21 protein-coding genes are annotated in these 24861 nt (G+C 58.8%); 20 read left to right on the plus strand and 1 reads right to left on the minus strand.

All coding sequences use genetic code 11. From position 1 onward, the window contains the following. Window positions 1–3 precede the first annotated feature (3 nt). A complete protein-coding gene (map, locus tag AACY44_RS13770) occupies window positions 4–798 on the minus strand; it encodes a type I methionyl aminopeptidase (protein WP_065872446.1) in 795 nt (264 codons plus the stop codon). Between the two features lie 387 nt (window positions 799–1185). Between map and rpsB the strand changes: the two genes are divergently transcribed. The 20 genes from rpsB (at window position 1186) to kdsA (ending at window position 24776) form a co-directional block, all read left to right on the plus strand. Further along, window positions 1186–1923 carry a 30S ribosomal protein S2 gene (gene rpsB / locus AACY44_RS13775; RefSeq protein ID WP_049709669.1) on the plus strand — a complete coding sequence of 246 codons (738 nt, stop codon included), beginning with the start codon at window positions 1186–1188 and terminating at the stop codon, window positions 1921–1923. A gap of 203 nt (window positions 1924–2126) precedes the next feature. Beyond that, complete coding sequence (gene tsf / locus AACY44_RS13780) at window positions 2127–2990, plus strand: translation elongation factor Ts (protein WP_314563261.1); 864 nt, start codon at window positions 2127–2129, stop codon at window positions 2988–2990. Window positions 2991–3200: 210 nt separating this feature from the next. Continuing rightward, window positions 3201–3944: a UMP kinase gene (gene pyrH / locus AACY44_RS13785; protein ID WP_003172271.1), complete on the plus strand. Its 744-nt coding sequence runs from the start codon at window positions 3201–3203 to the stop codon at window positions 3942–3944. Further along, on the plus strand, window positions 3941–4498 hold the full coding sequence (gene frr / locus AACY44_RS13790; protein ID WP_049709667.1) for a ribosome recycling factor: 558 nt from the start codon (window positions 3941–3943) through the stop codon (window positions 4496–4498). Before pyrH ends, frr begins: the two co-directional genes overlap by 4 nt. Before the next feature lie 17 nt (window positions 4499–4515). Beyond that, entirely contained in the window at window positions 4516–5271 is a 756-nt protein-coding gene (gene uppS, locus AACY44_RS13795) for a polyprenyl diphosphate synthase (protein ID WP_339418149.1), read from the plus strand. Further along, window positions 5272–6078: a phosphatidate cytidylyltransferase gene (locus tag AACY44_RS13800; protein ID WP_339418148.1), complete on the plus strand. Its 807-nt coding sequence runs from the start codon at window positions 5272–5274 to the stop codon at window positions 6076–6078. It abuts the gene before it with no gap. Next, window positions 6075–7265, plus strand: a complete 1191-nt coding sequence (gene ispC, locus AACY44_RS13805) for a 1-deoxy-D-xylulose-5-phosphate reductoisomerase (RefSeq protein ID WP_339418147.1) — start codon at window positions 6075–6077, stop codon at window positions 7263–7265. Before AACY44_RS13800 ends, ispC begins: the two co-directional genes overlap by 4 nt. Before the next feature lie 53 nt (window positions 7266–7318). After that, complete coding sequence (rseP, locus tag AACY44_RS13810; RefSeq protein WP_339530434.1) at window positions 7319–8671, plus strand: sigma E protease regulator RseP; 1353 nt, start codon at window positions 7319–7321, stop codon at window positions 8669–8671. 74 nt (window positions 8672–8745) lie between these two features. Beyond that, window positions 8746–11133, plus strand: a complete 2388-nt coding sequence (gene bamA, locus AACY44_RS13815; RefSeq protein ID WP_339418143.1) for an outer membrane protein assembly factor BamA — start codon at window positions 8746–8748, stop codon at window positions 11131–11133. 45 nt (window positions 11134–11178) lie between these two features. Next, a complete protein-coding gene (locus tag AACY44_RS13820) occupies window positions 11179–11682 on the plus strand; it encodes an OmpH family outer membrane protein (RefSeq protein ID WP_003189173.1) in 504 nt (167 codons plus the stop codon). A 3-nt stretch (window positions 11683–11685) separates the two neighbouring features. Continuing rightward, a complete protein-coding gene (gene lpxD / locus AACY44_RS13825) occupies window positions 11686–12741 on the plus strand; it encodes a UDP-3-O-(3-hydroxymyristoyl)glucosamine N-acyltransferase (RefSeq protein WP_339418141.1) in 1056 nt (351 codons plus the stop codon). A gap of 111 nt (window positions 12742–12852) precedes the next feature. Beyond that, window positions 12853–13293: a 3-hydroxyacyl-ACP dehydratase FabZ gene (gene fabZ / locus AACY44_RS13830; protein WP_003172281.1), complete on the plus strand. Its 441-nt coding sequence runs from the start codon at window positions 12853–12855 to the stop codon at window positions 13291–13293. Beyond that, window positions 13290–14066 (plus strand): acyl-ACP--UDP-N-acetylglucosamine O-acyltransferase, encoded by a 777-nt coding sequence (gene lpxA, locus AACY44_RS13835; RefSeq protein ID WP_339418138.1) that lies wholly within the window; start codon window positions 13290–13292, stop codon window positions 14064–14066. Before fabZ ends, lpxA begins: the two co-directional genes overlap by 4 nt. 2 nt (window positions 14067–14068) lie before the next feature. Next, on the plus strand, window positions 14069–15208 hold the full coding sequence (gene lpxB / locus AACY44_RS13840; protein ID WP_339530436.1) for a lipid-A-disaccharide synthase: 1140 nt from the start codon (window positions 14069–14071) through the stop codon (window positions 15206–15208). Next, a complete protein-coding gene (rnhB, locus tag AACY44_RS13845; RefSeq protein ID WP_339469472.1) occupies window positions 15205–15837 on the plus strand; it encodes a ribonuclease HII in 633 nt (210 codons plus the stop codon). Before lpxB ends, rnhB begins: the two co-directional genes overlap by 4 nt. A gap of 76 nt (window positions 15838–15913) precedes the next feature. Continuing rightward, complete coding sequence (gene dnaE / locus AACY44_RS13850) at window positions 15914–19435, plus strand: DNA polymerase III subunit alpha (protein WP_339435890.1); 3522 nt, start codon at window positions 15914–15916, stop codon at window positions 19433–19435. A gap of 138 nt (window positions 19436–19573) precedes the next feature. Then, on the plus strand, window positions 19574–20521 hold the full coding sequence (locus tag AACY44_RS13855) for an acetyl-CoA carboxylase carboxyltransferase subunit alpha (protein ID WP_339418132.1): 948 nt from the start codon (window positions 19574–19576) through the stop codon (window positions 20519–20521). A gap of 178 nt (window positions 20522–20699) precedes the next feature. Further along, window positions 20700–22019, plus strand: a complete 1320-nt coding sequence (gene tilS, locus AACY44_RS13860; RefSeq protein ID WP_339530439.1) for a tRNA lysidine(34) synthetase TilS — start codon at window positions 20700–20702, stop codon at window positions 22017–22019. Window positions 22020–22293: 274 nt separating this feature from the next. Beyond that, window positions 22294–23925 carry a CTP synthase gene (locus AACY44_RS13865; protein WP_339427097.1) on the plus strand — a complete coding sequence of 544 codons (1632 nt, stop codon included), beginning with the start codon at window positions 22294–22296 and terminating at the stop codon, window positions 23923–23925. 5 nt (window positions 23926–23930) lie between these two features. Then, the gene (kdsA, locus tag AACY44_RS13870; RefSeq protein WP_339418128.1) at window positions 23931–24776 is read left to right on the plus strand and encodes a 3-deoxy-8-phosphooctulonate synthase; all 846 of its coding nucleotides are present in this window, start codon (window positions 23931–23933) and stop codon (window positions 24774–24776) included. Window positions 24777–24861: the final 85 nt, after the last annotated feature.

Raw genomic sequence — 24861 nt, forward strand, 5'->3', positions numbered from 1 at the left:
CCGTTACGCCGAAGCAGCACCTGAAGTGCGCGGGATTGTGTCGTCGGCGCGCAGGGTGAAGATTTCATAGCCGGTTTCGGTGACCAGCAGGGTGTGTTCCCACTGGGCCGAGAGCTTGCGGTCCTTGGTGATGGCGGTCCAGCCGTCGCCCAGCACTTTGGTATCGGCCTTGCCCTGATTGATCATCGGCTCGATGGTGAAGGTCATGCCTGCCTTGAGTTCCATGCCAGTGCCGGCGCGGCCGTAGTGCAGGATCTGTGGCTCTTCGTGGAACACGGTGCCGATACCGTGGCCGCAGAATTCGCGCACCACCGAGAAGCCGTTCTTTTCAGCGTGCTTCTGGATCACTTCGCCGATGTCGCCCAGGCGGCAACCCGGTTTGACGATTTCGATGGCCTTGTACATGCATTCCTGGGTCACCTGGGACAGGCGCTCGGCCCAGACCGGCACGGTGCCGACGTGGAACATGCGGCTGGTGTCGCCGAAGTAGCGGTCCTTGATCACGGTAACGTCGATGTTCAGGGTGTCGCCGTCCTTCAACGGTTTGTCACCGGGAATCCCGTGGCAGACCACGTGGTTGACCGAGGTGCAGATCGACTTGGGGAAGCCTTTGTAGTTCAACGGCGCAGGGATAGCACCCTGCACGTTGACGATATAGTCATGGCAGATTTGGTTGAGGGTCTCGGTGGTAACGCCGGGCTTGACGTGCTCGGCGATCATTTCCAGCACGTCGGCAGCCAGTTTGCCGGCGATGCGCATGCCGGCGATGTCTTCGGCGGTTTTCAAACTAACGGTCATACAGGCTCTCTCTAGCGCGACGCGCTGAAATCAATACGGTTTACGGGCGTGCGACAAGAGGTTACAGAATTCGCACAAGCCACAAAAAACGCGATTCTAACAGACGATGGCGTCAAATCATGAGCCTCTGATGATCGCTTCTTTCTATAAGGTAGGGCGATGTTGGCTCTATTCAAGGGGTTACACGAAAGCGACCGGCGGCAAATGTGATTGCGTGTTCCGTTTTTGCCGATGCTGTGGTATAAAATGCGCCGCTTTCCGGGGATGCCCCGCAGAGCTTAAATCCACACACGTGTCGACACGATGACCTGGGTGCCGGAGGCTTTGAAGCCGCTGGTTGGTCATTGGGATACGTGGAGGCCAAACCCGACTTATTAAGGAACTATCATGTCCCAAGTCAACATGCGCGATATGCTGAAGGCCGGTGTGCACTTCGGTCACCAGACCCGTTACTGGAACCCGAAAATGGGTAAATACATTTTCGGCGCGCGTAACAAGATCCACATTATCAACCTTGAAAAAACCCTGCCTATGTTCAACGAAGCTTTGACTTTCGTAGAGCGCCTGGCTCAGGGCAAAAACAAGATTCTGTTCGTCGGCACCAAGCGTTCCGCTGGCAAGATCGTTGCTGAAGAAGCAGCACGTTGCGGTTCGCCGTACGTCGATCACCGCTGGTTGGGCGGCATGCTCACCAACTTCAAAACCATCCGTGCTTCCATCAAGCGTCTGCGTGACCTTGAAGTGCAAGCCGAAGACGGTACTTTCGCCAAGCTGACCAAGAAAGAGGCGCTGATGCGCACTCGCGACCTGGAAAAGCTCGATCGTTCCCTGGGTGGTATCAAGGACATGGGCGGTCTGCCTGACGCACTGTTCGTTATCGACGTTGATCACGAGCGCATCGCGATCACCGAAGCCAACAAGCTGGGCATCCCTGTTATCGGCGTAGTCGATACCAACAGCAGCCCGGAAGGCGTTGACTACATCATCCCAGGCAACGATGACGCAATCCGCGCTATCCAGCTGTACATGGGTTCGATGGCTGACGCTGTAATCCGTGGTCGCAACCACGTTGCTGGTGGTGCCGAGCAGTTCGTTGAAGAAGCTCCGGTAGCCGCAGCTGAGTAATTGACGCCCTGGCGTTGACTCAGTAAGCAAAAAGGGGGCTTGGCCCCCTTTTTGCCACCTCGAAAACCATTTGTCGGCGCCCATTTGTGGCAGCGCAACCTAGCGACTGTAACGTGCAGCGGCCTACAAGGGTGATTCGGGAAGAATTGATCGCCCGTTTGATCGGGTGGAATGGTTGAAAACCTATCCAAGAGGATTTTGAAATGGCAGAGATTACTGCAGCGTTGGTTAAAGAACTGCGTGAGCGTACCGGCGAAGGCATGATGGATTGCAAAAAGGCCTTGACCAAGGCCGGCGGCGACATCGAAAAAGCCATCGACGACATGCGTGCCTCGGGCGCCATCAAGGCTGCCAAGAAAGCCGGCAACGTGGCTGCCGAAGGCGCTATCGCTCTGGTTGAAGACGGTAAAGCCGCCGTTCTGCTGGAAGTGAACTCGCAGACCGACTTCCTCGCTCTGCAAGACGACTTCAAGGCATTCGTTGCTGCCAGCGTCCAGAAAGCATTCGACGACAAGCTGACCACCGTTGAGCCGCTGATCGAAGCTCAAGAAGCTGCTCGCCTGGTGCTGGTCGGCAAGGTTGGCGAAAACGTCAACATCCGTCGCCTGGTTCGCGTTGAAGGTGATGTTGTGGGTGGTTACCTGCACGGCAACAAAATCGGCGTAGCTGTTGTCCTGAAAGGCGGCAACGTTGAACTGGCCAAAGACATCGCTATGCACGTAGCGGCCAGCAACCCTGAATTCCTGCTGCCATCGGAAGTGTCCGCTGACGCCATCGAACGCGAAAAAGCCGTGTTCCTGAGCCTCAACGCTGACAAGATCGCCGGCAAGCCAGAAAACATCGTTGAAAACATGATCAAAGGCCGTATCAGCAAGTTCCTGGCTGAAGCGAGCCTGGTTGAGCAGGCGTTCGTCAAGAACCCTGAAATCAAGGTTGGCGAACTGGCAAAGAAAGCCGGTGCTGAAATCGTTTCCTTCACCTACTTTAAAGTAGGCGAAGGCATCGAGAAGCCGGTCGACAACTTCGCTGAAGAAGTTGCTGCCCAGCTGGCTGCCGCCAAGCAATAAGACAGTTTTCAACTGTCGCCCGAAAGAGGCTGCCCGCTCACGCGCGCAGCCTCTTTTCAAATGGGAAGGCCGATTTTAATTGGCATCCCTTCGGAACTGGCTTACAAAGCCGTGTTCCGATGGCGCTGTAGCAGCGTCCAGCTAGAGTGAACGCAAGCCGTAAACGGCTCGCCAAGAATTTTTAAAAATACGCCGCAGGAGAGATTCGCAATGGCTCAGCAGGGCAGTGGTTATCAGGCTCGCTATAAACGCATTCTACTCAAGCTTAGCGGCGAGGCCCTCATGGGCTCGGAAGAGTTCGGGATCGATCCCAAAGTGCTCGACCGCATGGCGCTGGAAGTCGGCCAACTGGTCGGTATCGGCGTTCAGGTCGGCCTGGTGATCGGCGGCGGTAACCTGTTTCGCGGCGCGGCACTGAGTGCGGCCGGCATGGATCGGGTCACAGGCGACCACATGGGCATGCTGGCCACTGTGATGAACGCCTTGGCCATGCGCGACGCCCTGGAGCGCGCCAATATCTCGGCTATCGTGATGTCGGCCATTTCCATGGTCGGCGTGACCGATCACTATGACCGCCGCAAAGCCATGCGCCACCTGAACGCCAAGGAAGTGGTGATCTTCGCCGCTGGCACAGGTAACCCGTTCTTCACCACCGACTCGGCAGCGTGCCTGCGCGCCATCGAGATCGATGCTGACGTGGTGCTCAAGGCGACCAAGGTAGACGGCGTGTACACCGCAGATCCATTCAAAGACCCGCATGCCGAGAAGTTCGATCATCTGACCTACGATGAAGTGCTGGATCGCAAATTGGGCGTGATGGACCTGACTGCTATTTGCCTGTGCCGCGACCACAAGATGCCACTACGCGTATTTAACATGAACAAACCCGGTGCCCTGCTGAATATCGTACACGGCGGCGCAGAAGGGACTCTGATCGAGGAAGGCCAACAATGATCAACGAAATTAAAAAAGACGCTCAAGAGCGTATGCAGAAATCCCTGGACTCCCTGAACCATGCATTTGGTCAGATTCGTACAGGCAAGGCTCACCCAAGCATTCTGGGCAGCGTGATGGTGCCGTATTACGGCGCAGATACCTCCATCACCCAAGTGGCCAACATCACCGTAAAAGACTCGCGCACCCTGCAAGTCGTCGCCTTTGAGCGCAACATGCTCGGCGCCGTCGACAAGGCTATCCAGAGCGCCGGTCTGAACCTCAACCCGACCAACCTGGGCGAGTTGCTGCTGATTTCCATGCCAGCCCTGACTGAAGAAACCCGCAAGGGCTTCACCAAGCAGGCGCGCAGCGCAGCTGAAGATGCGCGGGTTGCCGTGCGCAACATTCGTCGTGATGCCTTGGGTGATCTGAAGAAATTGGTCAAGGACAAGGAAATCAGCGAAGACGAAGAGCGCCGTGCCGTTGCTGATATCGACAAACTGACCAAAGATGCCGAGGCCCAGATCACCAAGGCCACGGAAGAAAAAGAAAAGGACCTGATGGCCGTATAAGGGGTCAGGACGCCTTCATGGAAAAGACCAAGCAGACTGTACCCTCCGTGGTGCCGCGCCATGTCGCGATCATCATGGATGGGAATAATCGCTGGGCGAAAAAGCGCTTTATGCCGGGTGTCGCCGGGCATAAAGCGGGTGTCGATGCGGTAAGGGCTGTGATTGAAGTGTGTGCCGAGGCCAAGGTCGAAGTGTTGACTTTGTTCGCCTTCTCCAGTGAGAACTGGCAGCGGCCCGCCGAAGAAGTCAGTGCCTTGATGGACCTGTTCTTCAAGGCCTTGCGTCGTGAGGCCAAGCGCCTCAACGACAACAACATCAGCCTGCGTATCATTGGTGATCGCTCGCGCTTCCATCCGGAACTGCAAGCCGCCATGCGCGAAGCCGAGGCCATTACCGCTGGCGCCGAGCGTTTTGTGCTGCAGATCGCAGCCAATTACGGTGGCCAGTGGGATATCGCCCAGGCCGCGCAACGGCTGGCCCGCGAAGTGCAGGCCGGCCATCTGCGTCCCGACGACATTACGCCCGAACTGTTGCAAACCTGCCTGGTCACCGGCGACCTGCCGTTGCCTGACTTGTGCATCCGTACCGGTGGTGAGCACCGCATCAGCAATTTCCTGTTGTGGCAGTTGGCCTATACCGAGCTGTACTTCTCCGACCTGTTCTGGCCGGACTTCAAACACGATGCCATGCGTAAAGCACTGGCCGATTTCGCTTCCCGTCAGCGTCGCTTCGGTAAAACGAGCGAGCAGATCGAAGCTGGAGCCCGGGTTTAAATGCTTAAACAACGAATCATCACAGCACTGATCCTGTTGCCGATTGCCTTGTGTGGGTTTTTCCTGCTCGAGGGTTCCGGCTTTGCGCTGTTTATCGGCCTGGTCGTCACCCTGGGTGCCTGGGAGTGGGCGCGCCTGGCGGGTTTCAGCGCGCAATTGCCGCGTGTGGTGTATGCCACTGTCGTGGCTGCCCTGGCGTTTCTCTTGTACATCCTGCCGGACCTTGCGCCTTGGGTGTTGGGGGCGGCAGTGTTGTGGTGGGCACTGGCGACGTTCCTGGTGTTGACCTATCCGCGTACCAGTGGCCAATGGTCCACCGTTGCCTGCAAGTTGGTGATTGGTTTGTTGATCCTCTTGCCTGCGTGGCAAGGGCTGGTGGAAATCAAGCGTTACCCAATGGGTAACTGGTTGATTCTGGCCGTGATGGTGCTGGTCTGGGGCGCTGATATCGGTGCCTACTTTTCCGGCCGGGCCTTCGGCAAGCGCAAGCTGGCGCCGGCGGTCAGTCCGGGCAAGAGCTGGGAAGGCGTTTACGGCGGCCTGGCACTAACGCTGGTGATCACGCTGGTAGTGGGTGTCGTGCGTGGCTGGTCGGTGAAGGAAATCTTCCTGGCGCTGTTGGCCACGGCCATCGTGGTGTTCATTTCGGTGGTGGGTGACCTCACTGAAAGCATGTTTAAGCGCCAGGCCGGGATCAAGGACAGTAGCAACCTGCTGCCGGGCCATGGCGGCGTGCTGGACCGCATCGACAGCTTGACCGCGGCCATTCCGATCTTCGCCGTGCTGTTGTGGATGACGGCTTCGTGAGCCGCCTGCAACAAATAACCGTGCTGGGTGCGACGGGGTCGGTAGGGCTGAGTACCCTTGACGTGATTGCGCGTCATCCTGATCGCTATCAGGTCTTCGCCCTCACCGGGTTTACCCGCTTGAGCGAGCTGCTGGCTTTGTGCGTGCGTCATTCGCCGCGCTTTGCCGTGGTGCCTGAAGCGGCCGCGGCTCGTGGCCTGCAGGATGATCTGCGGGCTGCCGGGCTTGCCACTCAGGTGTTGGTCGGGGAGGAGGGGTTGTGCCAGGTCTCGGCCGACGCTGACGTGGATACCGTGGTTGCCGCTATTGTCGGTGCGGCCGGTTTGCGTCCGACCCTGGCTGCTGTCGATGCCGGCAAGAAGATCCTGCTGGCCAATAAAGAAGCGCTGGTGATGTCTGGTGCACTCTTTATGCAGGCGGTGCGCAAAAGCGGCGCCGTGTTGCTGCCCCTCGATAGCGAGCACAATGCGATTTTCCAATGCATGCCGGGTGACTACGCCCGGGGCTTGAGTCAGGTTGGCGTGCGTCGGATTCTGCTGACGGCGTCTGGTGGTCCTTTCCGGCAAACTCCGTTGGCTGAGTTGGAAGATGTGTCGCCTGACCAGGCGTGCGCTCATCCGAACTGGTCCATGGGGCGCAAGATCTCGGTTGATTCGGCGAGCATGATGAACAAGGGTCTTGAGTTGATCGAGGCGTGCTGGCTGTTCGATGCGCGCCCGGATCAGGTCGAGGTGGTGATTCACCCGCAAAGTGTGATTCATTCGCTGGTTGATTACGTGGACGGTTCGGTATTGGCGCAGTTGGGCAATCCCGATATGCGCACGCCCATCGCCAATGCCTTGGCCTGGCCGGAGCGGATTGACTCCGGTGTGGCGCCGTTGGACCTGTTTGCCGTGGCCCGTCTGGACTTCGAGGCGCCGGACGAGCAGCGCTTTCCTTGCCTGCGCCTGGCGCGGCAAGCTGCCGAAGCGGGTAACAGCGCGCCGGCGATGCTGAATGCCGCGAATGAAGTGGCTGTGGCAGCGTTTCTCGAACGGCGCATCCGCTTTCCGCAGATCGCGAGTATCATTGAGGGCGTCCTAGCGCTTGAACCTGTAGTGGCGGTGAATGATCTGGGGGCGGTATTCGAGGCTGATGCCAAGGCTCGAGCCCTGGCTGAGCAATGGTTGAGCCGGAACGCGCGTTAGTCTTTGGGCGGGTTTGAGCCTTTAGGCACTGGATTGGAATGCGGAGAAATTAGATGAGTGCGCTTTACATGATCGTCGGCACCCTGGTTGCTCTGGGTGTGCTGGTTACCTTCCACGAATTCGGCCATTTCTGGGTCGCGCGTCGTTGCGGCGTCAAGGTACTGCGCTTTTCCGTCGGTTTCGGCATGCCGCTGTTGCGCTGGCGTGACCGCCAAGGCACCGAATTCGTGATTGCCGCCATCCCGCTGGGTGGCTACGTCAAGATGCTCGATGAGCGCGAAGGCGAAGTGCCGGCAGATCAGTTGGACCAATCCTTCAATCGCAAGACCGTTCGTCAGCGTATCGCCATTGTTGCCGCTGGCCCGATCGCCAACTTCCTGTTGGCGATGGTGTTCTTCTGGGGCCTCGCCATGCTGGGCAGCCAGCAGGTGCGTCCGGTCATCGGTGCGGTCGAGTTGGACAGTATTGCCGCCAAAGCCGGCTTGGTTGCCGGGCAGGAAATTGTTTCCATTGATGGCGAGCCCACCACAGGTTGGGGTGCGGTCAATCTGCAGTTGGTGCGCCGCCTGGGCGAAAGCGGCATCGTCAATGTGGTGGTGCGTGAGCAGGGCTCGACTACCGAAACCCTGCGTGATCTGACCCTCGACCACTGGCTCAAGGGCGCTGATGAACCTGATCCGATCAAGTCCCTGGGCATACGTCCATGGCGTCCGGCCTTGCCGCCAGTCCTGGCGGAGCTCGATCCGAAAGGTCCGGCCCAGGCCGCTGGCCTGAAAACAGGCGATCGGCTGTTGGCCCTTGATGGACAGGCGCTGGGCGACTGGCAGCAAGTAGTCGACCTGGTTCGTGTACGTCCTGATACTAAAATTCTGCTGAAAGTTGAGCGCGACGGTGCTCAAATCGACGTCCCTGTGACCTTGTCTGTTCGCGGGGAAGCCAAGGCGGCCGGGGGTTACCTCGGTGCCGGAGTCAAAGGTGTCGACTGGCCGCCATCGATGGTGCGTGAGGTCAGCTTCGGGCCGTTGGCAGCAATTGGCGAGGGTGCAAAACGCACTTGGACCATGAGTGTGCTGACCCTGGAATCCCTCAAGAAAATGTTGTTCGGCGAGCTCTCGGTAAAAAACTTGAGTGGACCGATAACCATTGCTAAAGTGGCGGGCGCTTCTGCCCAGTCGGGTGTCGCGGATTTCCTGAATTTCCTGGCTTATCTGAGTATTAGCCTGGGTGTTCTGAATTTGTTGCCCATTCCAGTATTGGATGGGGGGCATCTGTTGTTTTATCTGGTCGAGTGGGTGCGTGGTCGCCCCTTGTCGGATCGGGTGCAGGGTTGGGGGATACAGATCGGTATCAGTTTGGTGGTCGGGGTGATGTTATTAGCCTTGGTCAACGATCTGGGTCGACTGTAACGCTTCGCTGAATTGCGAATCTGCCGCATTTTGCGGCAGTTTGTTTATTGCCAGTTGGAATAAGAAAGGACTTCATGAAACGTCTGCTGCTAACTGCGGTTCTCACCGTATTGATGATCGCCGAAGTTCACGCCGAGTCCTTCACCATCTCCGATATTCGCGTCAACGGCCTCCAGCGGGTTTCCGCCGGTAGCGTCTTTGGTGCGTTACCGTTGAACGTCGGTGAACAGGCTGATGACCGTCGCCTGGTGGAGTCCACTCGTGCGCTGTTCAAAACCGGTTTCTTTCAAGACATCCAACTGGGGCGTGAAGGCAACGTCCTGGTCATCACCGTTGTCGAGCGACCTTCCGTCGCCAGTATCGAGATCGAAGGCAACAAGGCGATCTCTACTGAAGACTTGATGAAAGGTCTGAAGCAATCCGGCCTGGCCGAAGGCGAGATCTTCCAACGCGCCACCCTTGAAGGTGTGCGTAACGAGCTGCAACGCCAGTACGTTGCCCAAGGCCGCTACTCCGCCACCGTGGAAACGGAAGTGGTGCCGCAGCCGCGTAACCGTGTGGGCCTCAAGGTCAACATCAACGAAGGCACCGTGGCGGCGATCCAGCACATCAACGTGGTGGGTAATACCAAGTTCGCTGATGAAGACCTGATCGACCTGTTCGAGCTCAAGACCACCAACTGGCTGTCGTTCTTCAAGAACGATGACAAGTACGCCCGCGAGAAACTGTCTGGTGACTTGGAACGCCTGCGTTCCTACTACCTGGACCGTGGCTATATCAACATGGATATCGCCTCGACCCAGGTCTCCATCACCCCGGACAAGAAACACGTCTACATCACAGTCAACGTCAACGAAGGCGAGAAGTACAAGGTTCGTGATGTCAAGCTGAGCGGCGACCTGAAAGTGCCTGAAGACCAGGTCAAGGCGCTGCTGCTGGTGCAGAAAGACCAGGTGTTCTCCCGCAAGCTGATGACCACCACGTCAGAACTGATCACTCGCCGCCTGGGTAACGAAGGCTATACCTTCGCCAACGTCAACGGCGTGCCGACTCCGCATGATGATGACCACACCGTGGACATCACTTTCGTCGTCGATCCCGGCAAACGTGCCTACGTGAACCGCATCAACTTCCGTGGCAACACCAAGTCAGCGGACGAAGTGCTGCGTCGTGAAATGCGTCAGATGGAAGGTGGCTGGGCGTCGACTTACCTGATCGACCAGTCCAAGACCCGTCTTGAACGCCTGGGCTTCTTCAAGGAAGTCAACGTCGAAACCCCGGCCGTACCGGGTGTTGATGACCAGGTTGACGTGAACTACGCCGTGGAAGAACAAGCCTCGGGCTCGATCACCGCCAGTGTCGGCTTCGCACAAAGTGCCGGTCTGATCCTTGGTGGCTCCATCACCCAGAACAACTTCCTGGGTACCGGTAACCGCGTGTCTATCGGCCTGACCCGAAGCGAATACCAGAGCCGATATAACTTCGGTTATACCGACCCCTACTGGACTGCTGATGGTGTGAGCCTGGGCTACAACGCCTTCTACCGCACCACCGACTACAAAGACCTCGACGTTGACGTTGCAAGCTATGCGATCGACAGCCTCGGTGCCGGTGTCAACGTTGGTTACCCGATCAGCGAGACGTCGCGCCTGACCTTCGGCCTGACTGCGCAACAGGATGAGATCAAGACCGGTGTCTACACCGTGGATGAAATCTTTGACTTCACCCGTCGTGAAGGTGACAAGTTCCTGAACTTCAAGGCATCTGCTGGCTGGTCCGAGTCGACCCTGAACAAAGGGGTGCTGGCAACCCGTGGCCATTCCCAGAGCCTGACTGCGGAAGTCACCACGCCGGGCAGCGACCTGTCGTTCTTCAAGCTCGACTACCGTGGCCAACTGTTCACGCCGTTGAGCGACAACTACACCATGCGCCTGCACACTGAATTGGGTTATGGCGATGGTTATGGTTCCACCAACGGTCTACCTTTCTACGAGAACTACTACGCGGGTGGCTTCAACTCCGTACGTGGTTTCAAAGACAGCACCCTGGGTCCACGTGGTACCCCAAGCCGTGGTGTTGGTGTAACCGGTAACCAAGGCACTGTGGCTGACTCCGACAACGATCCGCTGCCGTTCGGTGGTAACGTGCTGATCCAGGGTGGTGCCGAGATCCTGTTCCCGCTGCCGTTCGTCAAGGATCAGCGTTCCCTGCGGACCTCGGTCTTCTGGGACGTGGGTAACGTGTTCGACTCCAAGTGCGAGCAGATTCGTAACCCGAGCGGCTTGAAGTCCAACACCCAGTGCAACGATGTGAGCCTCAGTAACTTGGCGAGCTCCGTGGGCTTGGGTGTGACCTGGGTGACTGCGCTGGGCCCGTTGAGCTTCGCGCTGGCCATGCCGATCAAGAAACCGGATAACGCTGAAACCCAGATTTTCCAATTCTCCCTCGGCCAGACGTTCTAAGCGTCTGACCTAAGATAACGACAACGGATTCTGTAGGAGTACATCGTGCGTAAGTTGACTCAATTGGTTTTGCTGGCCACTGTGCTGGTAACCACCCCGGCCTTCGCCGAAATGAAAATCGCCGTCCTGAACTATCAGATGGCGCTGTTGGAATCCGACGCGGCCAAGCGTTATGCCGTGGATGCCGAGAAGAAATTCGGTCCGCAACTGACCAAACTCAAGACCCTGGAAAGCAGCGCCAAGGGCATCCAGGATCGTCTGGTAGCCGGTGGCGACAAGATGCAGCAAGGCGAGCGCGAGCGTCTGGAGCTTGAATTCAAGCAAAAGGCCCGTGACTACCAGTTCCAGTCCAAGGAGCTGAACGAAGCCAAAGCGGTTGCTGACCGTGAAATGCTGAAACAGCTGAAGCCGAAACTCGACAGCGCCGTGGAAGAAGTCATCAAGAAAGGTGCCTTTGACCTGGTGTTCGAGCGTGGCGCGGTTATCGACGTCAAGCCTCAATATGACATCACCCGCCAGGTGATCGAGCGCATGAACCAGCTGAAGTAAGCCATGACCGCGACTATCAAGCTCGGCGAGTTGGCCGAGTTCCTGGGGGCCACCTTAAATGGCTCCCCGGAGAAAGAAATCACTGGGCTAGCCACCTTGCAGGAGGCTGGCCCAGCTCAGTTGAGCTTCCTCGCAAACCCTCAATACCGTAAATACCTGGTCGAGAGCCAAGCCGCCGCCGTGTTGCTGAAAGCTGCTGACGCCGAAGGGTTTGCAGGGGACTCGCTGGTGGTGCCCGACCCGTACCTCGCTTATGCCCGGGTGTCGCACCTGTTCGATCCGAAACCAAGGGCCGCAGCCGGTATTCATTCGTCTGCGGTCATCGCCGATGATGCTCAGGTTGATCCTGCGGCCAGCATTGGCGCCTTTGCGGTGATCGAGAGCGGTGCGCGCATTGCAGCAGGTGTGACCATTGGTGCCCATTGCTTTATCGGCGCGCGCTGCGAGATCGGCGCTGACGGTTGGCTCGCACCGCGCGTAACCCTGTACCACGATGTGCGTATCGGTGAGCGTGTGGTCATCCAATCGGGTGCGGTGATCGGGGGGGAAGGCTTCGGCTTCGCCAACGCCAAGGGTATCTGGAACAAGATTGCCCAGGTCGGCGGCGTATTGATCGGCGACGACGTGGAAATTGGCGTCAACACTGCTGTTGATCGCGGGGCCCTGGCCGATACCGTGATCGGCAACGGCGTGAAGCTCGACAACCAGATTCAGATCGCCCACAACGTGCAGATTGGTGATCACACTGCCATGGCAGCGTGTGTGGGCATTTCCGGCAGCACCAGGATCGGCAAGCATTGCATGCTCGCCGGTGGCGTAGGGCTGGTGGGGCATATCGATATTTGCGACAACGTCTTCATCACCGGCATGACCATGGTTACCCACTCGATTACCGAGCCAGGGGCCTACTCATCCGGTACCGCCATGCAGCCTGCGGCTGAATGGCGCAAGAGCGCAGCACGGTTGAGGCAGCTCGACGACATGGCTCGACGTCTCAAACAGCTGGAAAAGCGTGTTGGGGACGTGACCCCTGGCGGTAATGCTTCATCAGAAGGCTGATACCATTTCCATATCAAGTGTGCACAGCCGCTAGACTGCCTCCTTGATTTGCTAGCGGGGCGTGCGTTTAGTTCGCCCGCCCCCAATCTTTATTACAGGCTTCCCCCCGAAATGATGGACATCAACGAGATTCGCGAATACCTGCCTCACCGTTACCCGTTCCTGCTGGTGGACCGCGTAGTGGACCTCAACGTCGAGGAAAAGCGCATTCGTGCCTACAAGAATGTCAGCATCAACGAACCGTTCTTCAACGGTCACTTTCCCGCGCATCCAATCATGCCGGGCGTGCTGATCATCGAAGCGATGGCCCAGGCTGCCGGTATCCTTGGTTTCAAAATGCTCGACCTCAAGCCTGCCGACGGCACACTCTACTATTTCGTGGGGTCCGATAAGTTGCGTTTTCGCAACCCGGTCACCCCGGGTGACCAGTTGATCCTGGAAGCCAAGTTCATCAGCTGCAAGCGCCAGATCTGGAAGTTCGAATGCCAGGCTTCGGTGGACGGCAAGCCTGTGTGCTCCGCCGAAATCATCTGTGCGGAACGCAAACTATGAGTTTGATTGACCCTCGCGCAATCATCGATCCGTCGGCCGTACTGGCCGCCGACGTTGAGGTCGGCCCCTGGTCGATCATCGGCGCAGGTGTGGAAATCGGCGAGGGGACTGTCATCGGGCCGCACGTGATCCTTAAAGGTCCGACCCGTATTGGCAAACACAATCGTATCTACCAGTTTTCCTCGGTAGGCGAAGACACCCCGGACATGAAGTACAAGGGTGAAGAAACACGCCTGGTAATCGGTGATCACAACATCATTCGTGAAGGCGTGACCATTCACCGTGGCACCGTGCAAGATCGGGCCGAGACCACCCTGGGTGATCACAACCTGGTCATGGCCTACGCGCACATCGGCCACGACAGCGTCATCGGCAACCACTGCATCCTGGTCAACAACACGGCGTTAGCCGGCCATGTGCACGTCGACGATTGGGCGATCCTCTCCGGATTCACCCTGGTGCATCAGTACTGCCATATCGGCGCACACAGCTTTTCCGGCATGGGTACCGCCATCGGCAAGGATGTTCCGGCGTTCGTCACAGTATTTGGCAACCCGGCCGAAGCTCGCAGCATGAACTTCGAAGGCATGCGCCGTCGTGGTTTCAGCGAAGAGGCCATCCACGCCCTGCGCCGTGCCTACAAGGTGGTTTATCGCCAGGGGCTTACCGTGGATCAGGCGTTGACGCAATTGGCCGAGCCATCGACGTTGTTCCCGGAAGTCGCGGTGTTCCGTGACTCTATCCAGGCGTCGACTCGCGGCATCACCCGCTAATCATGGCTAATCTGCGTATTGCGCTGGTGGCCGGAGAAGCTTCCGGTGACATTCTGGGCGCGGGTCTTATGCGGGCCCTCAAGGCCCAGCACCCTGCGGTGGAATTTATGGGTGTCGGCGGCCCGCTGATGCAGGCCGAAGGGCTCACGTCCTACTTTCCCATGGAGCGGCTATCGGTCATGGGGTTGGTGGAAGTGCTGGGCCGTCTGCGTGAGCTGCTGGCTCGCCGCAAGCTGCTGATCCAGACCCTCATCGAAGAGAAACCCGATGTTTTCATCGGGATCGACGCACCGGACTTCACCCTTAATATCGAGCTCAAGTTACGTCAGGCCGGGATCAAGACCGTGCACTACGTCAGCCCCTCCGTGTGGGCATGGCGTCAGAAGCGCGTACTGAAGATCCGCGAAGGCTGTGACTTGATGCTGACCCTGCTGCCGTTCGAAGCCAGGTTCTACGAAGAAAAGGGCGTGCCGGTGCGATTTGTCGGTCACACCCTGGCCGACACCATCCCTTTGCACGCTGATCGCACAGCCGCGCGCGCCGAGCTGGGTCTGCCTGACGGTCCGCTGGTGGCGCTGATGCCGGGCAGCCGTGGCGGCGAAGTCGGCCGCCTGGCTGCGGTGTTCTTCGATGCTGCCGAGCGCCTGCAAGCCTTGAAGCCAGGCGTACGTTTCGTGCTGCCCTGCGCGAGCCCGCAGCGGCGTGCGCAGATCGAGGCCCTATTGGACGGTCGCAACCTGCCGGTGACCTTGCTCGACGGCCAATCGCACCTGGCCCTGGCGGCCTGTAATGCCGTGCTGATCGCCTCGGGTACGGCCACCCTGGAGGCCTTGCTGTACAAGCGTCCGATGGTCGTGGCCTATCGCCTGGCGCCGCTGACCTTCTGGATTCTCAAGCGCATGGTCAAAAGCCCTTACATCTCCCTGCCCAACCTGCTGGCCCAGCGCCTGTTGGTGCCGGAGTTGTTGCAGGACGATGCAACGCCTGAGGCCTTGGCACAAACTCTACTACCCTTGATCGACGGCGGCGAAGAGCAGACCCGCGGTTTTGACGACATTCACTGCACCTTGCGCCGTGATGCCTCGAACCAGGCGGCGGACGCCGTGTTGACCTTGATCGGCAAGAAACAGGACGCTTTATGACCAAGCAAATCGGCCTGGATTTCAGCCTGGTTGCCGAAGCCCACGAACTGGTGGCCGGTGTTGACGAGGTCGGGCGCGGGCCTTTGTGCGGCGCTGTCGTCACGGCGGCGGTGATTCTCGATCCGAACCGCCCGATTCTCGGCCTCAACGACTCGAAGAAACTCACCGAAGCGCGCCGCGAAAAGCTCTACGACGAGATTATTGAGAAGGCCCTCAGCTGGCATATTGCTCGGGCCGAAGTCGAGGAAATCGACGCGTTGAACATCCTTCACGCCACCATGCTTGCCATGCAGCGTGCAGTAGAAGGCCTGCACATCACGCCCAAAATGGCGATGATCGACGGCAACCGCTGCCCAAAATTGGCCATGCCGGCGGAAGCGGTGGTGAAGGGCGATAGCAAGGTGCCTGCGATTGCGGCAGCGTCAATCCTGGCTAAAGTCAGCCGCGATCGTGAAATGGCTGCTTTCGAATTGATCTACCCCGGCTACGGCATTGGCGGCCATAAAGGCTACCCGACCCCCGTTCATCTGGAAGCCCTGGCTCGCCTCGGCCCGACGCCGATCCACCGCCGCTCGTTCGCCCCCGTACGCCAGGCTTATGAGCTGCGAGAGAGTCTCAGCGAGGTGTAGTCGCGAGGCTGATGTTTTTGCCAAGGCCCGGTACAATCCCGGGCCTTGTTGTTTCTACGTTTAAGACAGGATCACTATGCCGGCTTCATTCGTTCACCTGCGCCTGCACACTGAATACTCCCTGGTTGACGGCCTGGTACGGATCAAACCGCTGGTCAAAACCCTGGTGGGCATGAACATGCCTGCCGTGGCGGTTACCGATCAGAACAACATGTGTTCCCTGGTCAAATTCTATAAAAACGCCATGGGCGCCGGCATCAAGCCGATCTGCGGCGCCGACCTGTGGTTGTCCAACAAAGATCCGGATAACGCCCTTAGCCGTATCAGTCTGCTGGCGATGAACGGCGTGGGTTATCGCAACCTCACCGAACTGATTTCCCGTGGCTTTATCGACGGCCAGCGCAACGGTTCGATCATCATCGAGCGCGAGTGGGTCGCCGAGGCCAGCGAAGGGCTGATCATGCTGTCGGCCGCTAAAGAGGGTGAGATCGGTCTCGCGCTACTCGGCGGCAATCCTCAAGAGGCTGAAGTGCTGGCCCGCGAGTGGATGCAGGTTTTTCCCGACCGTCTCTACTTGGAAGTCCAGCGCACCAACCGCCCCAACGACGAAGAGCACCTGCACGCCGCCGTGGCCCTGGCCGATAAGCTGGGCGCGCCGTTGGTAGCGACCAACGATGTGCGCTTCATCAAGAAAGAAGATTTCGAAGCCCACGAAACCCGCGTGTGCATCGGCGAGGGCCGGGCTCTGGATGACCCGCGACGCTCGAAGAACTTCAGCGAAGAGCAATACCTCAAAAGTGCCGACGAGATGGCCGAGCTGTTCAGCGACCTGCCCGAGGCCCTGGAAAACTCTGTCGAAATTGCCAAGCGTTGCAACATTGAAGTGAAGCTGGGCAAGCACTTCCTGCCCAACTTCCCGATTCCCGATGGCATGACCATCGATGAGTACTTCCGCAAGGTGTCGTTCGACGGCTTGGAAGAGCGCCTCAGTGTGCTGTTGCCCAAGGACACCACTGAGGATTACGAGGCCAAGCGCCAGGTCTATGTCGACCGGCTGAATTTCGAGCTGGATATCATCATCCAGATGGGGTTCCCCGGTTACTTCCTGATCGTAATGGACTTTATCCAGTGGGCCAAAAGCAACGGTGTGCCGGTAGGCCCGGGCCGGGGGTCGGGTGCTGGCTCGCTGGTTGCTTACGTACAGAAGATTACCGATCTCGACCCGCTGGAATATGACCTGCTGTTCGAACGGTTCCTGAACCCGGAACGGGTTTCCATGCCCGACTTCGACGTCGACTTCTGCATGGATGGTCGCGACCGCGTCATTGAGTACGTGGCCGAGAAATACGGCCGCAACGCGGTAAGCCAGATCATCACCTTCGGTTCCATGGCTGCCAAGGCTGTAATCCGCGACGTTGCGCGGGTGCAGGGCAAGTCCTACGGCCTGGCGGATCGCCTGTCGAAGATGATTCCGTTCGAAGTCGGCATGACCCTGGAAAAGGCCTACGAGCAGGAAGAGATCCTGCGTGACTTCATCAAGATCGATGAAGAAGCCGCCGAAATCTGGGACATGGCGCGCAAGCTCGAAGGCGTGGTGCGTAACGTCGGTAAACACGCCGGTGGTGTGGTTATCGCGCCTACAAAGCTCACCGACTTTTCGCCGATCTATTGCGATGAAGAAGGCGGCGGCCTGGTCACCCAGTTCGACAAGGACGACGTCGAGGCGGCCGGCCTGGTGAAGTTCGACTTCCTCGGCCTGCGCACGCTGACGATCATCGATTGGGCGCTCAAGACGATCAACCGTGAGCGTGCCAAGGTCGACGAAGAGCCGCTGGATATTGCGTTCATCCCGCTGGACGACAAGCCGACCTACCAGTTGCTGCAAAAGGCCGAAACCACGGCGGTGTTCCAGCTTGAGTCGCGCGGTATGAAAGAGCTGATCAAAAAGCTCAAGCCCGACTGCCTGGAAGACTTGATCGCACTGGTGGCGCTGTTCCGTCCGGGCCCGCTGCAATCGGGCATGGTGGACGACTTCATCAACCGTAAGCACGGTCGCGCCGAGCTGGCATATCCGCACTCCGACTACCAATACGAAGGCCTCAAGCCGGTATTGGCGCCGACCTACGGCATCATCCTGTATCAGGAACAGGTGATGCAGATCGCCCAGGTGATGGCCGGTTACACCCTCGGTGGTGCGGACATGCTGCGTCGCGCCATGGGTAAGAAAAAACCCGAGGAAATGGCCAAGCAGCGCGGCGGTTTCATTGAAGGTTGCGCCACCAACAATATTGACGCTGACCTGGCCGGTAACATTTTCGACCTGGTAGAAAAATTCGCCGGTTACGGCTTTAACAAATCCCACTCCGCCGCCTACGGCCTGGTGTCGTACCAGACTGCCTGGCTGAAGGCTCACTACCCGGCGCCGTTCATGGCTGCGGTACTTTCGGCGGATATGCACAACACCGACAAGGTTGTGACCTTGATCGAGGAAGTGCGCACCATGAAACTGCGCCTCGACGCACCGGACGTGAACGCCTCGGAGTTCAAGTTCACGGTGAACGACGAAGGTCGCATCATCTATGGCCTGGGCGCGATCAAAGGCGTGGGCGAAGGCCCGGTGGAAGCCATCACCGAAGCGCGCCAGGACGGGCCTTTCAAGGACTTGTTCGACTTCTGTGCACGGGTTGACCTCAAGCGCATCAACAAGCGAACCCTCGATGGGCTGATCCGTAGTGGTGCACTCGACCGCCTCGGCCCCTATTTCCATGATGAGCCGAAGGCTTACCAGGCGAATATCGACCGTAACCGCGCCGTGTTGCTCACTGCGATGGAAGAGGCGATCAAGGCTGCCGAGCAGACTGCCCGCACCCATGACAGTGGCCATGCCGACCTGTTTGGCGGATTGTTCGTCGAGGAAGACGCGGATGTGTACGCCAACCACCGCAAGGCCAAGGACCTGACCCTGAAGGAGCGCCTCAAGGGTGAGAAAGACACCTTGGGCCTTTACCTCACCGGCCACCCGATTGATGAGTACGAAGGTGAAATCCGGCGGTTCGCCCGCCAGCGCATCATCGACCTGAAACCGGCGCGGGATACGCAGACCGTCGCCGGTATGATCATCGCCCTGCGGGTGATGAAAAACAAAAAGGGCGACAAGATGGGCTTTATCACTCTCGACGACCGTTCGGGCCGCATCGAAGCGTCGCTGTTTGCCGATGCGTTCCACTCCGCGCAGTCGCTGCTGCAGACTGACGCCATGGTGGTGGTGGAAGGGGAGGTCAGCAACGATGACTTCTCCGGCGGCCTGCGGCTGCGGATCAAGCGCGTGATGAGCATGGAAGATGCGCGCACCAATTTGGCCGAGAGCTTGCGCTTGAAGGTGAAAACCGAAGCGCTCAAGGGCGATCAGCTACGCTGGTTGGGCGACCTGCTCAAACGCCACCGTGGCGCGTGCCCGGTGACTATGGAGTACACCGGCAATGACGCCAAGGCCATGTTGCAGTTTGGCGAGACCTGGCGAATTGATCCTGCGGATGGCTTGATTCAAGCATTGCGTGACCAGTTCGGCCGTGACAACGTCTTTCTCCAATACCGTTGACGGTCAGGCATTAATATTTAGCCTGATCTCGGCGAAACATTTAATCTCGACCTAGACGCGCCTCTCCCTTAAGGTAGGGCGCGAATAGACAACCGGCTGGCCAGGCACTCCTTGGCCGTCGACCCAAGACGGACGCTTATGAACCCGAATTTTCTTGATTTCGAACAGCCGATCGCTGACCTGCAAGCCAAGATTGAAGAACTGCGCCTGGTCGGCAATGACAATTCGCTGAATATCGGCGATGAGATCGCTCGCCTGCAAGACAAGAGCAGCACGCTCACCGAGGATATCTTCGGCAAGCTGACCAGCTGGCAGATCGCGCGTTTGGCTCGCCACCCGCGTCGTCCGTACACCCTGGACTACATTCAGCACATCTTCACCGAGTTCGACGAGCTGCACGGCGACCGCCACTTCTCCGACGACGCGGCCATCGTGGGCGGTATCGCTCGCCTGGACGACCAGCCGGTGATGGTGATCGGTCACCAGAAAGGCCGTGAAGTGCGCGAGAAAGTTCGCCGCAACTTCGGCATGCCGCGTCCGGAAGGCTACCGCAAGGCGTGCCGCCTGATGGAAATGGCCGAGCGTTTCAAAATGCCGATCCTGACCTTCATCGACACGCCGGGTGCTTATCCGGGTATCGACGCTGAAGAGCGCAACCAGAGCGAAGCAATCGCCTGGAACCTGCGCGTCATGTCGCGCCTCAAAACCCCGATCATCGCTACCGTGATTGGTGAAGGTGGTTCCGGTGGCGCACTGGCCATTGGCGTGTGCGATCAGTTGAACATGCTGCAATACTCGACCTACGCGGTGATCTCACCGGAAGGTTGCGCTTCGATTCTGTGGAAAACCGCTGAAAAAGCGCCGGACGCTGCTGAAGCGATGGGTATCACCGCTGATCGCCTCAAGGGCCTGGGCATTGTCGACAAAGTGATCGCCGAGCCATTGGGCGGCGCTCATCGTGATCCGACTGCTGCTGCCGCGACTATTCGTGCCGAGCTGGGTTCGCAACTGGCGATGCTCAAGAAGCTGGATAACGAAGCGCTGTTGGCCCGTCGTTATGAGCGTCTGATGAGCTACGGTCTCTGATCAACTACTGATCTGGCAGACATTGCTGTACTGATGTGGGAGCGGGCTTACTCGCGAAAGCGGTGAATCAGTCAATATATCCGGTGACTGACACCACGCTTTCGCGAGTAAGCCCGCTCCCACATTTGCTTTGTGTATGCTGGGCTATCGTGTTCCAAGTATGCGGCGACAATGTGTGATGAAACGGACGCTGACCGCCAAACTGCTGCAAGCCCTGGGTCCCTGGCAAAATGCCCCGGCCTGGCATATCGCTTTCTCTGGCGGCCTTGATTCCACCGTCCTGCTCCATCTCCTGGCCGCCCTGCCAGAAACCGAAACACTCCCACCCCTCAACGCAATCCATGTCCACCATGGCCTGCAAACCGCCGCCGACGCCTGGCCAAACCATTGCCAGTCGATATGCGACAGCGTGGGCATCCCCCTGCGCGTCATGCGCGTGCAGGTACAACCCGGCGCCAGCCTTGAGCGGGCCGCCCGTGACGCGCGTTACCAGGCGTTTACCGAAGTCATCGGAGCAGGGGAGGTGCTGCTGACAGGCCAGCATCGCGATGATCAGGCCGAAACCCTGTTATTCCGCCTGTTGCGCGGCGCAGGCGCGCGCGGGCTGTCGGCAATGCCTGCACAGCGCCCGTTGGCGGCTGGTTATCTGGTTCGGCCTTTATTGGATGTAGCAAGGGGTGAGTTGGAGGCCTACGCCCACGAGCATCAACTCAAATGGGTCGAAGACCCGTCCAACGCCGACCCGCGGTTCTCACGCAATTATCTGCGCCATCACGTGTTCCCGGCGCTCACGAAGCGCTGGCCTCAAGCTGTCATCAGCCTTGCCCGCACTGCCGAGCACCTAGGTGAAGCCCAGGGCCTGCTCGATGAATTGGCGCAAATGGACCTGCAAGCCGCCGACCAGCCTGCACCTTTTCCCTGGTTGCACCTGCCATCTTTGGCACTTGCGCCGCTGCGCGAACTTTCCGACGCCCGCCAGCGTAACGCCCTGCGCCATTGGCTGGCCCCACTGACCCGTCTACCCGACAGCGACCACTGGGCCAGTTGGCATTCCCTGCGTGATGCCAAGGGCGACGCACAGCCTCTATGGCGCCTGGCCGACGGCGAACTGCACCGTAGCGGCGAACGCCTATGGTGGCTGCCCTCCACATGGTCGGAGTTTTCCGACGCATCGCTGCGCTGGCCCGATCCGCGAAATCCACTAGAGTTACCCGGCAATGGCCGGCTGAAACTCACCGGCAAGGCGCCTGAAGGCCCGCTGGAGGTTCGCTACCGTCATGGCGGCGAAATCATCGACGTGCCACGTCGCGGGCGGCGTGACTTGAAGCGCCTGCTTAATGAAAGTGGGCTTCCGAGCTTCGTCCGTGGCAGATTGCCGCTGCTGTATCAGGGGGAGCAATTGCTCGGGGTGCCTAACCTGGCGGGATTGTGGAACACAGGGGCGGGCGACTGGCAATTACATTGGATGCCACAGACCTGCGATCAAGGTTTGAGCTGATAGCGCCTTTCCGGTAGACTACGCTCCCTTCTTGATACAACTTCTGTGGATTCGCCTGAATCGCAGCAGTTGCCGATTACCAAGCAGTCTTTGCTGGGCGATTCCAAAAAATGTGTAGCGATCAACGTACTGGTGTTTCATTGCCGGTCTGTCATCACGCGGCGGTTTTTTTTGAAAGGTGCACTGTGATTAATGCAGGTGATCGGGGGCTTCGGCCTCTCTTCGCTCTCCCCGGCGGTTCGGACCGCTTTAACGCAGACTTCTAGGGTTTTTCATGACGCGCTACATATTCGTCACGGGCGGTGTTGTTTCTTCATTGGGGAAAGGCATTGCCTCCGCTTCATTGGCGGCCATCCTGGAGGCGCGGGGACTTAAGGTCACCATGCTCAAGCTGGACCCGTACATCAACGTCGACCCGGGCACCATGAGCCCGTTCCAGCACGGTGAAGTGTTCGTCACTCACGACGGCGCCGAGACCGACCTGGACCTGGGCCACTACGAGCGGTTCATCCGCACGACCATGACCCAGAACAACAACTTCACCACCGGCCGTGTCTACGAGCACGTGCTGCGCAAGGAACGCCGTGGTGACTACCTGGGTGCAACCATCCAGGTGATCCCGCACATCACCGATGAAATCAAGCGCCGCATCATCAAGGGTGCAGGCGATGCCGACGTGGCGATGGTCGAGATTGGTGGCACCGTCGGTGACATCGAGTCCCAACCGTTCCTCGAAGCCATCCGCCAGCTGCGTTTCGAAGTCGGCGCCAAGCGCGCGATGCTGATGCACCTGACCCTGGTGCCGTACATCGCCACCGCCGGCGAAACCAAAACCAAGCCTACCCAGCACTCGGTAAAGGAACTGCGTTCCATCGGCCTGCAGCCGGATGTGCTGGTGTGCCGCTCCGATCACCCGATCGACATTTCCTCGCGTCGCAAGATCGCGCAATTCACCAACGTTGAAGAACGTGCGGTGATCGCGCTGGAAGACGCCGACACCATCTACAAGATCCCGGGCATCCTGCACTCGCAAGGCCTGGACGATTTTGTGGTCGAGCGTTTCGGCCTGCAATGCAACAGCGCGGACCTGTCCGAGTGGGAAGCTGTGGTCGACGCCAAGCTCAACCCTGAGCACGAAGTCACCATCGCCATGGTCGGCAAGTATATGGAGCTGCTGGACGCGTACAAGTCGCTGATCGAAGCGATGAGTCACGCCGGCATCAGCAACCGTACCAAGGTCAACCTGCGCTACATTGATTCCGAAGACATCGAGAACCAGGGCACTGCGCTGCTCGAAGGTGTCGATGCGATCCTCGTACCGGGCGGTTTCGGCCTGCGCGGCGTGGAAGGCAAGATCACTGCCGTGCAATACGCTCGTGAGAACAAGGTGCCGTACCTGGGTATCTGCCTGGGCATGCAAGTGGCCGTTATCGAGTTCGCCCGTAACGTGTTGGGCTGGAAAGACGCCAACTCCACCGAGTTCGACAGCAAGAGCGGTCACCCGGTCGTGGGCCTGATCACCGAGTGGGAAGATGCCACTGGTGCCGTCGAGACCCGTACCGAAGCCTCCGACCTTGGTGGCACCATGCGCCTTGGCGCGCAGGACTGCCTGCTGGAGCCGGGTTCGCTGGTTCACGATTGCTACGGCAAGGATGTGATCGTCGAGCGTCACCGTCACCGCTACGAAGTGAACAACAACCTGCTGCCACAAATCAAAGAGGCCGGCCTGAAAATCTCCGGTCGCTCCGGTGATGGCGCGCTGGTTGAAGTGGTCGAGGCACCGGATCATCCATGGTTCGTGGCGTGCCAGTTCCACCCGGAGTTCACCTCGACGCCGCGCGACGGTCACCCGTTGTTCAGTGGTTTCGTTAAAGCAGCACTGACGCAACATCAGAAAAAGGCGTAACCCTGATGGCCCAGAAGATCATTCGCGTAGGCGACATCGAGATTGCCAACGACAAGCCCATGGTGCTGTTTGGCGGCATGAACGTGCTGGAAAGCCGCGACATGGCGATGCAGGTCTGTGAAGAGTACGTGAAGGTGACCCAAAAAATGGGTATCCCTTACGTGTTCAAAGCCAGCTTCGACAAGGCCAACCGTTCGTCCGTGACCTCCTATCGCGGCCCGGGCCTTGAAGAAGGCATGCGGATCTTCCAGGACATCAAGCAAGCCTTCGGTGTACCGATCATCACTGACGTCCACGAGCCTGAACAGGCTGCCGTGGTCGCTGAGGTGTGCGACATCATCCAGTTGCCGGCCTTCCTGTCGCGCCAGACCGACTTGGTTGTCGCGATGGCCAAGACCGGTGCTGTGATCAATATCAAGAAAGCCCAGTTCCTCGCGCCCCAGGAAATGAAGCACATCCTGAGCAAGTGCGTTGAAGCGGGTAACGACCAGTTGATCCTCTGCGAGCGCGGTTCGAGCTTCGGCTACAACAACCTCGTGGTCGACATGCTCGGTTTCGGCATCATGAAACAGTTCGAATACCCGGTGTTCTTCGACGTGACCCACGCGCTGCAAATGCCCGGTGGTCGCGCTGATTCTGCGGGCGGGCGGCGTGCCCAGGTGCTGGACCTGGCCAAGGCTGGCATCAGCCAGTCTTTGGCGGGCCTGTTCCTCGAAGCCCACCCGGACCCGGACAACGCCAAATGCGACGGTCCGTGCGCCCTGCGCCTGGACAAACTGGAGCCATTCCTGGCCCAGCTCAAGCAGCTGGACGAACTGGTCAAGAGTTTTCCGACGGTAGAGACCGCGTAAGCACCATTTCTCCGGTAGACTTTCCCACGCTTTACGCTCAGGCCTACGGGCCTGAGCCATGTCGCCTGCAAGCCTGCCCCGTTGT

Origin of the sequence: Pseudomonas sp. RA_15y_Pfl1_P11 (genome assembly GCF_963970975.1) — a bacterium.
Lineage (GTDB): Bacteria > Pseudomonadota > Gammaproteobacteria > Pseudomonadales > Pseudomonadaceae > Aquipseudomonas > Aquipseudomonas tritici.

Excerpts from the sequence above, each read along its gene's own strand:
- dnaE (WP_339435890.1), top strand. The coding sequence starts at position 15,914 with ATGCCGGCTTCATTCGTTCACCTGCGCCTGCACACTGAATACTCCCTG.
- uppS (WP_339418149.1), top strand. The coding sequence starts at position 4,516 with ATGGAAAAGACCAAGCAGACTGTACCCTCCGTGGTGCCGCGCCATGTC.
- lpxD (WP_339418141.1), top strand. The coding sequence starts at position 11,686 with ATGACCGCGACTATCAAGCTCGGCGAGTTGGCCGAGTTCCTGGGGGCC.
- map (WP_065872446.1), bottom strand. The coding sequence starts at position 798 with ATGACCGTTAGTTTGAAAACCGCCGAAGACATCGCCGGCATGCGCATC.
- AACY44_RS13855 (WP_339418132.1), top strand. The coding sequence starts at position 19,574 with ATGAACCCGAATTTTCTTGATTTCGAACAGCCGATCGCTGACCTGCAA.
- tsf (WP_314563261.1), top strand. The coding sequence starts at position 2,127 with ATGGCAGAGATTACTGCAGCGTTGGTTAAAGAACTGCGTGAGCGTACC.
- AACY44_RS13865 (WP_339427097.1), top strand. The coding sequence starts at position 22,294 with ATGACGCGCTACATATTCGTCACGGGCGGTGTTGTTTCTTCATTGGGG.
- pyrH (WP_003172271.1), top strand. The coding sequence starts at position 3,201 with ATGGCTCAGCAGGGCAGTGGTTATCAGGCTCGCTATAAACGCATTCTA.
- frr (WP_049709667.1), top strand. The coding sequence starts at position 3,941 with ATGATCAACGAAATTAAAAAAGACGCTCAAGAGCGTATGCAGAAATCC.
- tilS (WP_339530439.1), top strand. The coding sequence starts at position 20,700 with ATGAAACGGACGCTGACCGCCAAACTGCTGCAAGCCCTGGGTCCCTGG.
- lpxB (WP_339530436.1), top strand. The coding sequence starts at position 14,069 with ATGGCTAATCTGCGTATTGCGCTGGTGGCCGGAGAAGCTTCCGGTGAC.
- rnhB (WP_339469472.1), top strand. The coding sequence starts at position 15,205 with ATGACCAAGCAAATCGGCCTGGATTTCAGCCTGGTTGCCGAAGCCCAC.
- kdsA (WP_339418128.1), top strand. The coding sequence starts at position 23,931 with ATGGCCCAGAAGATCATTCGCGTAGGCGACATCGAGATTGCCAACGAC.
- rseP (WP_339530434.1), top strand. The coding sequence starts at position 7,319 with ATGAGTGCGCTTTACATGATCGTCGGCACCCTGGTTGCTCTGGGTGTG.
- rpsB (WP_049709669.1), top strand. The coding sequence starts at position 1,186 with ATGTCCCAAGTCAACATGCGCGATATGCTGAAGGCCGGTGTGCACTTC.
- AACY44_RS13800 (WP_339418148.1), top strand. The coding sequence starts at position 5,272 with ATGCTTAAACAACGAATCATCACAGCACTGATCCTGTTGCCGATTGCC.
- fabZ (WP_003172281.1), top strand. The coding sequence starts at position 12,853 with ATGATGGACATCAACGAGATTCGCGAATACCTGCCTCACCGTTACCCG.
- lpxA (WP_339418138.1), top strand. The coding sequence starts at position 13,290 with ATGAGTTTGATTGACCCTCGCGCAATCATCGATCCGTCGGCCGTACTG.
- bamA (WP_339418143.1), top strand. The coding sequence starts at position 8,746 with ATGAAACGTCTGCTGCTAACTGCGGTTCTCACCGTATTGATGATCGCC.